The organism is Acidobacteriota bacterium (assembly GCA_034211275.1).
Taxonomy (GTDB): Bacteria; Acidobacteriota; Thermoanaerobaculia; order Multivoradales; family JAHZIX01; genus JAGQSE01.
Genome location: JAXHTF010000185.1, coordinates 1 through 13,155 on the forward strand (window position 1 = coordinate 1; position 13,155 = coordinate 13,155).

A 13,155-nucleotide genomic window follows, 5' to 3' on the forward strand; every position below is an offset into this window, starting at 1 on the left:
CAGCACGAGATGATCGCCACCCGGGTCTCGGCGCTCAACCGGTGCGCTTATTGACTGCAATCTCACGCAGAGTTTCTGCGTGTCGTGACCTTGGATGACGAGCTCGTCCGCTCGCTGGCGAGCGACTACGAGAATGCCCCGCTTTCCACCGCCGACCGGGCGATGCTGGACTATGTGGGCAAACTGACCGTCGACGCCACCTCCATCGGCCCGCAGGACCACGAGGGCCTGAGAAGCCAAGGCTTCGACGACCAAGGCATCCTCCAGATCACCCTCATCGCCTCCTGGTTCAACTACATCAACCGCGTCGCCGACGCCCTCGGTGTGGGTCGTGAGTAGAGCGGCCAAGACCGGCTACCCGCCCACACCGTAGCCCCCCACCGGTTGCGTCCTCGCCCCGCTCCCGATACAATCCGCGTCCTTGGATTGGGGCGGTAGCTCAGCTGGGAGAGCACCACGTTCGCATCGTGGGGGTCGAGGGTTCGAATCCCTTCCGCTCCACCAATCCCCTACTCTTCTTCCCCACCTTCCGCTGCCAGCTCCTGTTCCGCCGGCTCTTCGTCGTCCTCTGAGGAGGCAGAATCTAGCTCGTCCATCAGCTCCACGATGGGACCGATTAGGTCGCCATCCGGCTCGGCCTCTGCTTCTGAGCAAGCCTGGAAGTAGTTCCCGAGCATCTTACCCATCCAAAAAGCATAGGCCTCGGGCAACTGAAAGAAGGACGGCGAAAGTAGCACAATGGCCTCCTTGTAGGCCGCTAGCGCCTCTTCCAGACAGCCAACATCGAAAAGACGAAGACCGAGGTTCTGCAAACTCCTCGCCAAGTCTGGAACAAACGCGCCCCGATTCGACTTCGCTAGAAGGCGGTAGAGCTGCGCACTTTCTTCAGAAGCGGAGAGGGCTTCCCTATGGCGGTCCAAGTCACTCAAACGATTTCCGAGGTTACTCAGACTCATTGCCAGATCAGAAAGAAACGCCCCTGGGCGTGAATTTGACAGAACCCTGTAGAGCTGCGTCGCCTCTCGCGACGCAGCCACCGCCTCACTCCTACGATTCAAACTGCCCAGAACTATCCCTAGGTTATCGAGACTACTTGCCAGCTCCGGAAGGAACACATCCGGACGCAATCCGGATAGATCGCGATAGGCTTGGGTCGCTTCTTCCAACGCAGCCAAAGCCTGACTATGAAAGCCTGCTTGACTCAGCCGAGCACCGAGATTGTGCAGACTCCTAGCCAGGTCTGGAAGAAATGCATCCCCGTCCCGCTCCAAGAGACGACGATAGAGTCCTGTAGCTTCTTTCGAAGCAGCCAATGCCTTTTCCTCGCGGCCTAATTCGCTCAGGCGAATCCCTTGGTTGTTTAGGCTCCTCGCTAGATCAGGCAGGAACGCGTTCCGATTCCATTCCAGGAGACGACGATATAGCTGAGTAGCCTCACTTGACGCGGCCAAAGCCTCTTTCCGACGGCCTAATTCGCTCAGACGGATCCCAAGACTGTCTAGGCTCATCGCCAGATCTGGGAGAAAAGCATGTGGCTCAACTACAGAGAGACGACGATAGATCTGCGTCGCCTCGCACGACGCGGCCAGTGCCTCTCTTCGAAGGCCTAGAGCACTGAGTCGAACTCCGAGATTGTGAAGCAACCGAGCCCTAGATTTCTCATTCTCAACAAACTCCCCAGTGGGCATCCTGTCCACCAAGAGTCGCGTGGCAACTGCGGCCAGCTCAAGCAGCGGGACACTCTTCTGCAGGCTTGGCTCCTCGCAAAGCCCCACGATTCCCTCGAGAACTTTGGTCGGCACCTGATCGGAAAGTGCGCGAGCCAGCCGCTGCCCAATGGGATCTCCGGTTGCTACCGCTACCAGGGGAGCGACTCTGGCCAATAACTCTAAGCGCGGCCCCGCGAAGGCCTCATCGAGCCAGACCACCGCTGCCTCCACCCGCTGGGCCAGGCGGGTGAGAACGGTGAGAATCTGGACCTTCTCTTCCTCTGCCTCCGCCGCGTCCAGCGCCAGAGACAGCAGTGCAGGCTTCGCCTGGAGGCGCTGGCGGACCAATTCCTCACCCAGGAGATCCGGTTGTAGACCTTCCAAGAAGATCTCCTCTGCCCCCTCCTCACCGCTATACAACCGCCGCAGCAGATCCACCGCGGTCCGAGCGAGACGCGACGGCTCCACCACCCGCTGCGCGAGGTCGAGAGCACGATCTCGATCAGCACAGCCGCCCAAGAGAGTGACCACGGCTAGCAGATTGGGAAGAGTCTCTTCGAGATCTCGCCGGGTCGGACCGTCCAGCTTCTCCCGTTCGATCTCCTTGTCCCAGAAATCCCTCTCGTGCTTGAGGGTCCACTGCAACGCTTCGTCAGCGTCGTGCACCGCCACACCGAAAAGGAAGGCCAGCGCTGCCATGTGGAGATAGAGGGCCCGGTCGTACTTCGCATCCTCCAGATCAGGCCAAGGTCGATCCGGCACGCCCTGGGTCAACCGGGCGCCGAAGACCTCGAGGCAGTGCTGGAAGGACTCCCGGCGGTCTTTCCCCGCCTCGGTGAGAGGAGTGATCTTCCGCACCAGGGCACGAGCCAATAAATCGTCAATGTCGTCGTCGGTCTGCAAGGACCGCCACCAATCCGCCACTCGGCGAGCGAGCAAAACGACGCGGAGCTTCGGGCCGTTCTGATGCAAGGCCAGATCCCGCAGGAAGGTCCGGACCAACTCCAGCCGAGTCTCCGCATAGTCCAGGACCACCAACCGCGGGAGCTCACCCTGAAGCAGGGGGCGGGGGTCCGGCTCGCGGCCGGCCCGCATGCCGGGCAGAAAGCCCACCAGCCAGCCCTGGGTGCCCAAGCGCTGGCACCACTCGATGAGCAGCCGCGTCTTGCCGCTGCCGCCCTCGCCGGTGAGGAGGAAGACTCCGCTGGGTTGGGGATCCGCACACCACTCCGCCAGCTCTTCGAGCAGCGCGGCCCGAGGACGTTCCTCGAAGGGAATGACCTCGTAGGCGGCGCGGAGAACCTTGCCAGGGTTGCCGGTGAAGTCTCCTCGGGGGCGGGTCGGGTTCTCGAGCAGCGGACCCAGGTCGTCCAAGTTCCGCAATACCGTGCGCAGCCGGACTCCGCTAGGTCCCGCGGCCCAGGCGGCTAGCTCGTCACCGACCTGGGCGAAGAAGGCTGCCAGATCCTGGCTCGCGCGAGTGCGTTCAGCGGGATCATCACGACTCGACCGCTGGAAGACCTCAGCCAATAGCCGGTCGATGAGGGTCTCGGCGGGAAAGCTAGCGGCATCCGGGCGTGCTCCAAGCCGGCTGGCGATCTGGCCTCGCACCGTGGGCAGCTTCGGTGCGTTGAAGTCCCATGTCACCGAGTCGATGAAGGCGTCCCAGCGGCTACCGTCGGTCTCCTGATCCAGCCATTCCAAGGCCTTGGATAGAGCCTTTGCCTGAGTCTTTCCCTGAGCCTTCTCTCCAGACTTGGGCAGCAGCTTCCGCAAAGCTTCCACCACCTGGGAACGCTGCTCCGTATCCTCCCAGGCAGCCAGTACATCCACTACCAGATCCTGGGTCCGCTGGGGCCGCTGTTCCGCCGTCGTGGTGAATACAAACCGCCGGTCTTCTCCGGCCTCGCGGAGAGGGTGGTAGATGAGGAGAAAGTTGCGAAGAGAGTCGAGGACCTTCCGGTCCCGCAGATTGGTAGCTCGCTCTAGAGCCTTGACCTGCTCGCTGACGCCGACACCGTGGAGAAGCAGCCGATCCAGATCCTCATCGCCCTCGAAGACGAGAACCTCACCTTCCCCCAGATCCAGCCAGCGCAGGATTCCCAGATAGGTCTGGTAGAGATAACCGTAGATCGACGCGTGAGCAGAACGTGGGTACGACCGCAAGAATCCTCCGGAGCGTGCAGGGGTGCGTCAAAGAATACGAAACCACTGCACTCTCCGCAAACGGAGGCGGCAACCCTCATCAGCCGCTCAGCGAGCCAACCCTCAAGAGGGGTTGGTGGCTGACGCCAGAAGCTCCAGGATCAACCCGCGGTCGTCGACTCTCGATGCCCTGAGGAAGGCGAGGGCGCGTCCTTGGGGCGAAACTTGCGGGCACCGGTTGGAGGCTTCTCTACTGCCAAATCCAGCGCGAGGGATCCCAGGTTGTTGGAGCAGGCGTTCGCAGAGCAGGCCCTAGAAACAACGAAACAGCCTCTGAAACCTCCTGCAGCGTCACCCAAGGCAGCTCATCTGCCTCTGCCATCTCTGCGTAGGGAGCCTCCCAGGAGTCAGGGGGAGTCGGGACAGTACTTGGAACTGCGTGAGTATTCCTAAACTGGAAAGTTGTGTTGACCGCCTTGCGCAGGAGCTCTCCATCGATCTGGCCCGTAGTAGCCAGAAGCGCAATATCAGGCAGGTCGCGGACCCGCGAATTAGGCCGAGTCCGTGGCATGGTCATTGCGTGGAGCTTCTCGGCGATATGCGAGACGACCGGGTACACACGCAAGGCCGGTGGATCGATTCCGGCAAAACCAAGGGTGTCCTCGGCCACGACAATGTCTGGTTCACCGACCAAAGGGTCACCAAATGCCACGTCGACGCCAAACGGTCGCCCGTAGACCTTTCCGACGAATCGGCATTCTGCACGGTACCGATATCCCTCGTAGCGCATTCCGTCGTTCAGCATTTCGGGATGCTGCTTGTCGGGCTCAACTCCGAACACCATGTGGTCACCGAGGTCGAGCCGCCCAGCCTCTTGCAGGCGAGCCAAGACGTCACTCGAAGTGCCCATCATCCGCAGATCGACATCCTTGGTGGTCCGCGCACGCGCGAGGCGGAGTTCGAGCACGAGTCCACCCTTGAGCACCACCGCCTCTCCAGCTACCTCAGAAACACGGGCGAGGAATCGCTCGAACACGAGGAGCTGTCGACGGCGCGCGAGGTCCGGACCACTCGCCGACGAGGCCTTAAGCCGATGCTCCAGGGCCTGTTTGAACGCCAGTCCCGTTGCATAATGACGGACCGTCATGGTTCTATAGCCTTGCCAACACTCAGTAGCTTGTCTAGGAGTCGGGTCTCATCGGTCGCCGAGATGAGCCCACGCCATCGCGCCTGACGGATTGCCTGCTCGACGAGTCTTGGCTCAACGTGTGCCTCGATGCAGTCCCTTAGGGTTCGCAACGGTCTAGTAACGGGCACTGCCTCGAAGCTCGCACGATCCTCATCGCCGATATCAGCGAAAGAAAGAACGAGGCCCGAAGGCACGCGGAGTCGCCGGCGGCGCCAGCTCGCTGGGAGGGTGAGGTGAGCCCGGCTCGGAAGGATGTCCGAGAGGTCGTGGAGCGCGAGGGCCGTCTCGTGGGAGAACACTCCTTCTTGCTCACTCCAGAGCCAAAGGACCACGAGATCCTCATGATCAGAGGCGGGAAAGTGCACGAGACGATAGATCCCCCGCCGCACGCGCTCGACCTTGTTGTCCCGGTGGTAGGCAAGGAGCTGCGGCGAGTAGCCTGCATGAGCCGCTTGCTCCGTCGTGAAGTAGCCCGCTTGTGCCTGGGCGATGTCGAACAGAGAATCCCAGTCTGGTGTATCCGATGGTCTTTCGCTTTCGGTCATCCCGCACAAACATTAAGCCATCCTTTAGTTTTGTGCAAGAACCTCACATCGTAGGCGGTCGAAGGAGCATCAGTCCGTCACCGCTTCATCGGCAAACTAAACGGCGCATGGAACAGACTCCGGGCGTCAACCAAGACCCAGCCCGACGTCCCTCAGCAGGCTCACCCGTCCCCCTCCCCGCCCTCCAGCAACCCCGTCCGCAGCGCATGGGCCACGGCCTGGGTGCGGTCGTGGAGGTGGAGTTTGTCTAGGATGTTGCGGACGTGGAATTTGATCGTGTTTTCCGACAGGCCGAGGTGGCTGGAGAGGGAGCGGTTGGAGGTGATGCCGCCGGTCATGGCCCGCAGCACGTCGAGCTCGCGGTCGGTGAGGGCGTCGGGGTTGTCCCGGTGATCTTCCCGGTGGGCGAGTCGCTTCATGCTCGCAAACTCTTTCATCAGCTTGCGGGAGACCTCCGGCGGCAGGGCCGGCTCGCCTTCCAGAACTCCCTCGAGCAGCTCGAAGAACTCCTCCGCCGCCAGGTCCTTCATCAAATACCCGCCGGCCCCGGCCTGCACTGCTTCGAAAAGATCTTCGTCTTCCCGGGAAGCGGTGAGGACCACGATGCGCTGGTCGGGGTTCTCGGCGCGAATCTCTCGAATGGCCTCGAGGCCGCCTTTGGTGGGCATGTTCAGATCCAACAGGAGGATGTCGGGCTTTAGGCGGCGGGTGAGCTCCACCGCCTCGACACCATCCTGAGCTTCGCCTACGACCTCATGGCCGCGCAATTCGATCAGGCCTCTGAGGCTTTGCCGGAAGAGTACGTGGTCGTCAGCGATCACGAGAAGCATGGGACAGGCCCCTCCTAGCGGCCCGTGGCGAAGAATCAACCGCAGCAAGCCCGGCGTTGGGATCGCCATGCCTCCCTGGCATGCCGCCGAGGTCCCCTCGAGAATGAGCTACGTCGGGAACCGGATGGGATCGCCACACTGCTTAGGTTAGCAACCGATCCTGCACGCAGCTACAAATCTCGGGCTGGTTGGCCGACTCCCATCGGTTTGGGAGGCCAAAAACCAGGAGGTATGGATGGCTCAACCACGTTGTGGGGCGGTGGGCGGCCCAACCCCAACGGACGGCGTACCGCGTCGATGCCGTCGGTAGAATCCATCCTGGAGGGAAGCTTCAAAGTCTCAAACCATAAAGGAGGCCCTCGATGGTAGTCCAATGCACGGTTTGCGAGATGGAGCTGGAACCCGACAACGCCGTGGAATCCATCAGGGACGGTGAGGAGCGCCTCTACTTCTGTAGTGAGGATTGCTTGCAGCAGTTCCGGGAAGATCCCGAGGCCTTCCTCTATGAAGGGGACGAGGAAGACCACGCACCCTGATTCGTCTGCCCTGCGCAGAGACAGAAACGAGGAGCGCAGAGTGAAGATATTGCGGATCACCGAATCCAGAGTCTCGGACTCGAGATGGTCTCTACCATGGTAGGCACCAAGCCTCGGGAAGGGGAGGTCTTCGACCCTGACACCGTCAGAGAGGACGATTGGCCTCATTTCCTCTCCGGCCTCACCCACGAGCTGAACACCCCTCTGGCAAGCCTTGGAGTGGTCGTCGAGCTCCTCGGGAGGGAGGGGATTGGCCTCTCCGACAACCAACAGCGCTACACGGAGAACCTGCACCAGCTGGTGCGCGAGATGCAGGAGCTGCTCCATGATGTCGGGACGTTCGCCCGTTTGCGCGGCGGGCGGGTCCGCAAGCGCGTAGAAGCACTGTCCCCTGAAGATGTGATGCGGCGAGCCACGGACGCCATTCGGACCTCGGCCTGGGAGATGGGAATTACCGTCTCTACGGAGCTCCAACCCGGGCTTCCCATGATTCACACCGACGCCGCCCTCCTCGAACAAGCCCTGGACGCCCTGCTCGAAACGGCGCTGTTCCTGGCGGATCGGGAGGTCTCCGTCCAAGCCGAGAGCCGCGGTTCTTTCTTGTTCTTCACCTTTCGGGGGGACGCTGGATGTGGCCCCTCAGAGGATCCGGAGTCCTTGTTCAATCCGTTCGAAGGCGGCACCGCCCGGAAGCTCAAACAGAAAGGTGCGCGGCCCCTCGCGCCGCTCCTGGCCCGGGAGATCGCCACCGAGCTGGGCGGTGAGCTGAAGATGGTCGCCGAGGAAGGGCGTTCGAAATGCGTGCTGCGCCTTCCTCTCCCTGGACCCTCCCCGTGAGCTAGATCGGCCTCGACTCAAGGGTCCCGACGATCGAGGACGGCCCCCACCGTCCGCAGGAGCGTGGAGATATCGAAAGGCTTCTCCAGGAAGGCGTCTGCTAGCTCCTTGTCGATGTCTCGGCCCGCCAGCGCTTCGTCGCTATAGCCCGACATCAGGATCACCCGCAGATGCGGATAGCGGGACCGGAGCTCCGCCGAGAGCTTCACACCGTTGCCGGACGGCATGACGAGATCCGACACCAGAACGTCGACGGCCTCGAGGCCTTGGCCGCACAGATTCAGCGCCTCATCGGCCTCTCGTGCGGTCAGGACTTCGTAGCCCTCGGACTCCAGCACCTCGCCGAGGAGGTTGCGAAACATGTCGTCGTCCTCGACCACCAGCACCGTAGCGAGGGTGGTGGCGGACGGGGACGGCAGCTCGGGCTGCGAAGCCGCGGCGGACGGCGGCTCGCCCTCCTCCGCCACGGGCAGGTAGATGCGGAAGGTGGTTCCGACGCCCAGTTGGCTGATCACAGAGATTCCGCCGTCCCATTGGTGCACGATGCCGAAGACCGTGGAGAGCCCGAGCCCGGTGCCCTTGCCCACCTCCTTGGTGGTGAAGAACGGCTCGAAGATCCGCTGGCGGTTCGCCTCACTCATCCCGGTGCCCGTGTCCTCGACCTCCAGCAGCGCGTAGGTGCCTGGCTGGATGGAGCCGGTCTCGGTGCCCATCTCCTCATCGAGCATGGCCCGGGTCCACCGCACCGAGAGCCGTCCACCCCGGGGCATGGCATCGGAAGCGTTGACCGCCAGGTTGAGCAGCACCTGCTGGAGCTGCCCCGGGTCGATGGCCACGGGACCGAGGGAGTCCTCCACAGAGCACTCGAAGCGGATGTCTTCGCCGATGAGACGGTGGATCATATCCGCCGTTTCCCCGGTCAGGGAGCCGATGTCCACCAGCCTCCGGCGGGTCTCCTGGCGGCTGCCGAAGGCGAGTAGCTGGCGGGTCAGATCGGCCCCTCGCCGCGCCGCCTGGTGAATTCGCTCGGCGTACCCCTGCAGCGCGGAATCCTCCTCCCCGGCCTCTTTCCCGAGGATCTCTGCGTAGCCGATGATCGTCCCCAGCAACGTGTTGAAGTCGTGGGCGACGCCGCCGGCGAGGCGACCGAGGGCCTCCATCTTCTGGGCTCGGAGCAGGGACTCCTCGAGGATTCTTCGGTCCGTGAGATCCCGGAGAGTCCCCATGAACAGGCGCTCATCCCCAATGCAAACCTCGTTGACCGCCAGATCCACCGGAAAGACGAAGCCGTCCTTGCGGCGACCCTGCACCTCCCGCCCGATGCCGATGATCCGCTTCTCGCCCGTACGCCGATACCGGTCTATATAGCCATCGTGCTCGTCGCGGTAGGGCTCGGGCATGAGAATCCTGACGTTCTCGCCCAAGAGCTCGTCGGCGCTGTAGCCGAACATCTTCTCCGTCGCCGGATTCACCGATTCGATGATCCCCCGGGAATCGATCGTGACGATGGCATCCACTGCGGCATCGAGGAGGGCCTCGAGGCGCTCGGCACTCTCGAGGCGCTCCTGCTCCATCCGCTTGCGGTCTGTGATGTCCTCGACCAGCCCGATGGCATAGCTGGACGCCCCGGCCGTGTCGCTGGCGAGATAGGCGGTCAAACGTCCCCAAAACACCCCACCGTCCTTACGAAGCCACCGGCTCTCGCGCTGGAAGGAATCGCGCTGTCCACGGACGAGCTGCTCGAAGAGATCGCAGGTACGGGCCCGGTCCTCGGAGTGAGTGAGGTCGAGGAGAGTCATTCGCTGGAGCTCTGCCTGCGAGTACCCCATCATCTGCTGGTACACCCGATTCGCCCGGGAGATGCTCCCGCCCTCGACGGCACTGACGATGCAAGCACCCACCACCGGGTTGTCGAAGAGCCCACGGACTGGCTCCACCCCACCAGGCTTGCGAGAGTCCTGATCCGGAGCGAACCCTGTTTGAGGATCCTTCAATGTCTTCCCATGGTCGATATTGATGGAGTTTCTCAGAACCGACGAGATATTCTTATCTGTTCAACTTTATATCACCTGAAGCGACCCCACCCCCAAGCGCGGGTAAGAGGGCCACCCGCGGGCGACAGCCGGCCACCCGCCGGGGTCTGTGCGATCCATGGACCCAAGGCGTACGCTTGCACAGAGGCCAGAATCCATCCGACCTTCGAGCACGGCGAAAAGGACCGCCCAGGCCCAAAACCTCTGCCCCCAATGCCCAAGGAAGTCGCCCCTGAAGCCGACCAACTCTCCAATGAGATCAACCCATCTACAGAAAGGACAGGCACCATGAAGGTCCGTGAAATCATGACCAGCAAGCCGGCGACCTGCTCGCCAGGAGACTCCGTGGCCTCGGCCCTCCAGCGCCTCTGGGAGGACGACTGCGGAATCCTTCCCGTCATCGAGGGTGATCAAGTCGTGGGGATCGTCACCGACCGCGACCTCGCCATGGCCCTCCTCTTCCAAGGGGCTCGACCGACGGAGCTATCCATCGGCAAGCTGCCCCGAAACGAAGTGCATAGCTGCTCCCCGGAGGACGAAACCCGGACCGCGTTGGAGGTAATGGCGAAACACCAAGTGCGCCGTCTGCCGGTGGTGGAAGACGGTCGACTGGTCGGCGTCGTTTCCCTCAACGATGTAGCCCTCGAGGCACACTCGACCCACGGGAGTCTCGAACGGCCAACCTACGAAGAGGTGGCCAAAGCTTTCCAGGCCATCTGCACCCACCGCCAGCAGCCGGTCACGGTGTAGCAGCGCAGTAGACGGCCCTGGAGCTGGCCCGCCCCTGCTTCTGAGGGGAGCTGGCAACCATGAAACGACACGATATCGAGGCGGGGGCCCGATCACCCCCCGAAGCCGGGCAGCCGGGGGGCAAGCTCTCGCCGTCCCGGCTCGCTCGGCAGCTGATGGACGATTATGCCCAGCTCAGCGGCTTGGTCGGCACCGCGCCCCGTCGGCGCTATCTGTGGACCGACGCCTTTGCGGTCTGCAACTATCTCGGGCTTCATCAGGCCACCGGAGAAGGCCGGTATCTCGACCTGGCTCTTCGTCTCGTCGACCAAGTCCACCACACCCTCGGCCGCTACCGGGATGAAGACTCCCGCCGAGGCTGGATCAGCGGCCTGAGTGAAGCCGAAGGCGAGCAGCATCCCACCGCCGGAGGCCTGCGCATCGGCAATCCGACCTCCGGCCCAGCCTCGCCGCCTTCTCCCACTCGGGCACCCTGGAACGGCCAGCCTCGGCCCGTCTGGCATTTCGAGAGCTCGGCCTCGCCATCGGCCTGGCTGCGCTCCAATGGCTAGCGGGGCTCTTCGAACCCGGTGAGTGGCTGGAGATTGCGGAGCTGACGGCCCGAGGGGACCTGGCTCACCGCATCACGGAATTCTGGGGCGATCCCCAGAATCGCGACACCCGGCTGTGGCGAGAGCATCGGGAGATCAACAGCGTGATGCTCGCCACCAGCCTGCAACCGGACGGGTATCTAGGAGCTTGCTGAAAAAGTCAGTCGCATGCGAGAACGAGAAATTTTCGAGCAGAATCAAGGCGGAGAACCGCAGGCGATTCGGGAATCGTCGAGGTTCGACAACGAAGATTCGGCCGAAAAGAGCCGTTCGGAGCGCGACGCGGGTTTTTCAGCAAGCTCCTAGGAGCCTGCTGAATCCCCGCTAGTTGAACCACCACCCCACCCGTCGGCGACGCGCCGGCCCCTCCTTTCAGGCGTGGCCCCATATCCCCAACGGCGATAGCTTGAACTTGTCTGAGGAGTTTCTAAGGACTCCTCGGGACGCCTTAGAAAGGAGTCAAGATGAGTTACAAGTCCATACGTAGAGTCTGGCGGACGAGGAATCTCGATCCTCGCCTGAAGCTGCTCAGCCTGGGTTTGTTGGTCTTGGTGATCCTGAGCTCGATCAGCTGCGTGGCCGCGGTGAGGTCTTCCAGCCCCGGGCCCGTGAGGACCCAGGTCGATGTCGTCTTCTGGGATTCTCTGGCGCCGTTCGGCACCTGGGAGTGGATCGAGGTCCACGGCTGGATCTGGATTCCCAACGACCTGCCGGTGGGCTGGCATCCCTACACTTACGGACATTGGGTCTACTCGAGCTACGGGTGGACCTGGGTGTCGACCTGGGAGTGGGGCTGGGCCCCCTTCCACTATGGCCGCTGGCTCCATCACCCCCGTTTCGGCTGGATCTGGAAGCCCGGCTCTGTCTGGGCCCCCGCCTGGGTCGAGTGGCGCTTCGGTGGCGGCTGGATCGGCTGGGCTCCCCTACCCCCGGGAGCGCGCTGGAATGACGGCCTGCACTGGTCCGCCGGCATTTCCATCGGGATCGACGGGTGGATCTTCGTGCCGGACCGGCACTTCACCACCCTGCAACTGCGCGAGCACATTCTCCCGGGTTCCCGCGACGCCGGCCTCCTGGACCGCACGCGGGTTGTCACCCGATTCGAGACAGCGGAGCGCGGATCGGTCCGGGACCGAGGTCTCGATCCCGGTGTCTTCGAACGCCAGACCGGCGTCACCGTTCCAAGAGTGAAGATCGAGGAGCGGCAGAATCCGCCTCCCACCGCGGCACCTCGTCCCCGGGACGGCCGCCTCGAAGTCTACCGCCCGCCTCTAGAACAGAAGCCCGGCGGTGACCGCAAACCGGCGCGGAAGAAGCCCGGCCGCGGCAGAGGCTGAGCCTGAAGAGCCTGGGGTCTCAAAGCCGTAAACCCTGCGGCTTCGGGGCCCCGGGCTGTTAGCCTCCCGACTGTACCCTGGAGCACTGCATTTCGGGAGCGCCGTAACCCCATTGGATGCGTGCCCCGTCTCCAGTTTCCCAAAGCACTTCGTTGCGCCCCTGGTACTTCGCTCCGACCTCGCTCGGCTGCCGGTACATCAGAGCCACGCTATCGCCCCGCTCCGCGATCAGGGTCGGCGGCTGGGTCTCAAAGAACGTGACGACGACCTCGTTGGCGGGCTGCCCCTGGCAACGGTAGAAGACCGGCCCGGTTGCGGGTACCAGGCGATATCGAGCCTGCAACTCGGCGATCCGGCGCGTGTACTCCTGCTGCACACACGTCCGCTGGTCGTCGCTCTTCCAGCATTCGTCCCGTCCCTTGATCCAGCCCCGCTGTTCCGCCTTCAGGCGCGGAGGGCGCTCGTCGGCAGCCCTCTCCGACGCGGCGGAATACACTGCCGCCAGCTGGCGATCCAGCGCCGCCAAGTCCCCGTCCTCACAAACCATGGCCTCGATGCTCCCCGGTCTCACCTCATCGCAGGAGAACGATGGCCCCCGGGATGCAGAGGAATTGCTGTCCATCCGCTGACGAACCAGGCCATCGATGGTCCGGC

General features: G+C 63.0%; 12 protein-coding genes and 1 tRNA gene. 7 read left to right on the plus strand and 6 right to left on the minus strand.

Annotated features, from left to right (window positions below; translation table 11 throughout):
* The first annotated feature begins 84 nt into the window (after positions 1-84).
* Positions 85-339: a peroxidase gene (locus tag SX243_20880; GenBank protein MDY7095440.1), complete on the plus strand. Its 255-nt coding sequence runs from the start codon at positions 85-87 to the stop codon at positions 337-339.
* A gap of 89 nt (positions 340-428) precedes the next feature.
* A tRNA-Ala gene (locus tag SX243_20885) sits at positions 429-504 on the plus strand.
* A 5-nt stretch (positions 505-509) separates the two neighbouring features.
* Here SX243_20885 and SX243_20890 read toward each other — a convergent pair.
* From SX243_20890 to SX243_20905, 4 genes are all read right to left on the minus strand, one after another.
* Entirely contained in the window at positions 510-2,843 is a 2,334-nt protein-coding gene (locus SX243_20890; protein MDY7095441.1) for a tetratricopeptide repeat protein, read from the minus strand.
* Positions 2,844-4,104: 1,261 nt separating this feature from the next.
* On the minus strand, positions 4,105-5,001 hold the full coding sequence (locus SX243_20895; protein ID MDY7095442.1) for a nucleotidyl transferase AbiEii/AbiGii toxin family protein: 897 nt from the start codon (positions 4,999-5,001) through the stop codon (positions 4,105-4,107).
* The gene (locus SX243_20900) at positions 4,998-5,588 is read right to left on the minus strand and encodes a type IV toxin-antitoxin system AbiEi family antitoxin domain-containing protein (GenBank protein MDY7095443.1); all 591 of its coding nucleotides are present in this window, start codon (positions 5,586-5,588) and stop codon (positions 4,998-5,000) included. The genes SX243_20895 and SX243_20900 overlap by 4 nt, the downstream gene beginning before the upstream one ends.
* A gap of 161 nt (positions 5,589-5,749) precedes the next feature.
* The gene (locus SX243_20905) at positions 5,750-6,418 is read right to left on the minus strand and encodes a response regulator transcription factor (GenBank protein MDY7095444.1); all 669 of its coding nucleotides are present in this window, start codon (positions 6,416-6,418) and stop codon (positions 5,750-5,752) included.
* Positions 6,419-6,780: 362 nt separating this feature from the next.
* Here SX243_20905 and SX243_20910 point away from each other — a divergent pair, with 362 nt between their 5' ends.
* Both SX243_20910 and SX243_20915 read left to right on the plus strand, forming a co-directional pair.
* A complete protein-coding gene (locus tag SX243_20910; GenBank protein ID MDY7095445.1) occupies positions 6,781-6,954 on the plus strand; it encodes a YHS domain-containing protein in 174 nt (57 codons plus the stop codon).
* A gap of 96 nt (positions 6,955-7,050) precedes the next feature.
* A complete protein-coding gene (locus SX243_20915) occupies positions 7,051-7,791 on the plus strand; it encodes a HAMP domain-containing sensor histidine kinase (protein ID MDY7095446.1) in 741 nt (246 codons plus the stop codon).
* A 17-nt stretch (positions 7,792-7,808) separates the two neighbouring features.
* Here the strand turns inward: SX243_20915 and SX243_20920 are convergent, their stop codons facing one another.
* Positions 7,809-9,728, minus strand: coding sequence for a PAS domain S-box protein (locus SX243_20920; GenBank protein MDY7095447.1), 1,920 nt, complete (start codon positions 9,726-9,728; stop codon positions 7,809-7,811).
* Between the two features lie 384 nt (positions 9,729-10,112).
* Between SX243_20920 and SX243_20925 the strand changes: the two genes are divergently transcribed.
* The 3 genes from SX243_20925 (at position 10,113) to SX243_20935 (ending at position 12,501) form a co-directional block, all read left to right on the plus strand.
* Positions 10,113-10,574, plus strand: coding sequence for a CBS domain-containing protein (locus SX243_20925; protein MDY7095448.1), 462 nt, complete (start codon positions 10,113-10,115; stop codon positions 10,572-10,574).
* A gap of 59 nt (positions 10,575-10,633) precedes the next feature.
* A complete protein-coding gene (locus tag SX243_20930; protein ID MDY7095449.1) occupies positions 10,634-11,125 on the plus strand; it encodes a hypothetical protein in 492 nt (163 codons plus the stop codon).
* A 503-nt stretch (positions 11,126-11,628) separates the two neighbouring features.
* Positions 11,629-12,501 carry a DUF6600 domain-containing protein gene (locus SX243_20935; protein ID MDY7095450.1) on the plus strand — a complete coding sequence of 291 codons (873 nt, stop codon included), beginning with the start codon at positions 11,629-11,631 and terminating at the stop codon, positions 12,499-12,501.
* Positions 12,502-12,559: 58 nt separating this feature from the next.
* On the opposite strand, the gene SX243_20940 is transcribed toward SX243_20935, so the two are convergent.
* The coding region (locus SX243_20940) for an MliC family protein (protein ID MDY7095451.1) at positions 12,560-13,155 on the minus strand (596 nt) is incomplete at its 5' end.

Coding starts and splice junctions, on each gene's coding strand:
- SX243_20895 (MDY7095442.1), bottom strand. CDS start 5,001: ATGACGGTCCGTCATTATGCAACGGGACTGGCGTTCAAACAGGCCCTG.
- SX243_20900 (MDY7095443.1), bottom strand. CDS start 5,588: ATGACCGAAAGCGAAAGACCATCGGATACACCAGACTGGGATTCTCTG.
- SX243_20905 (MDY7095444.1), bottom strand. CDS start 6,418: ATGCTTCTCGTGATCGCTGACGACCACGTACTCTTCCGGCAAAGCCTC.
- SX243_20910 (MDY7095445.1), top strand. CDS start 6,781: ATGGTAGTCCAATGCACGGTTTGCGAGATGGAGCTGGAACCCGACAAC.
- SX243_20915 (MDY7095446.1), top strand. CDS start 7,051: ATGGTAGGCACCAAGCCTCGGGAAGGGGAGGTCTTCGACCCTGACACC.
- SX243_20925 (MDY7095448.1), top strand. CDS start 10,113: ATGAAGGTCCGTGAAATCATGACCAGCAAGCCGGCGACCTGCTCGCCA.
- SX243_20930 (MDY7095449.1), top strand. CDS start 10,634: ATGAAACGACACGATATCGAGGCGGGGGCCCGATCACCCCCCGAAGCC.
- SX243_20935 (MDY7095450.1), top strand. CDS start 11,629: ATGAGTTACAAGTCCATACGTAGAGTCTGGCGGACGAGGAATCTCGAT.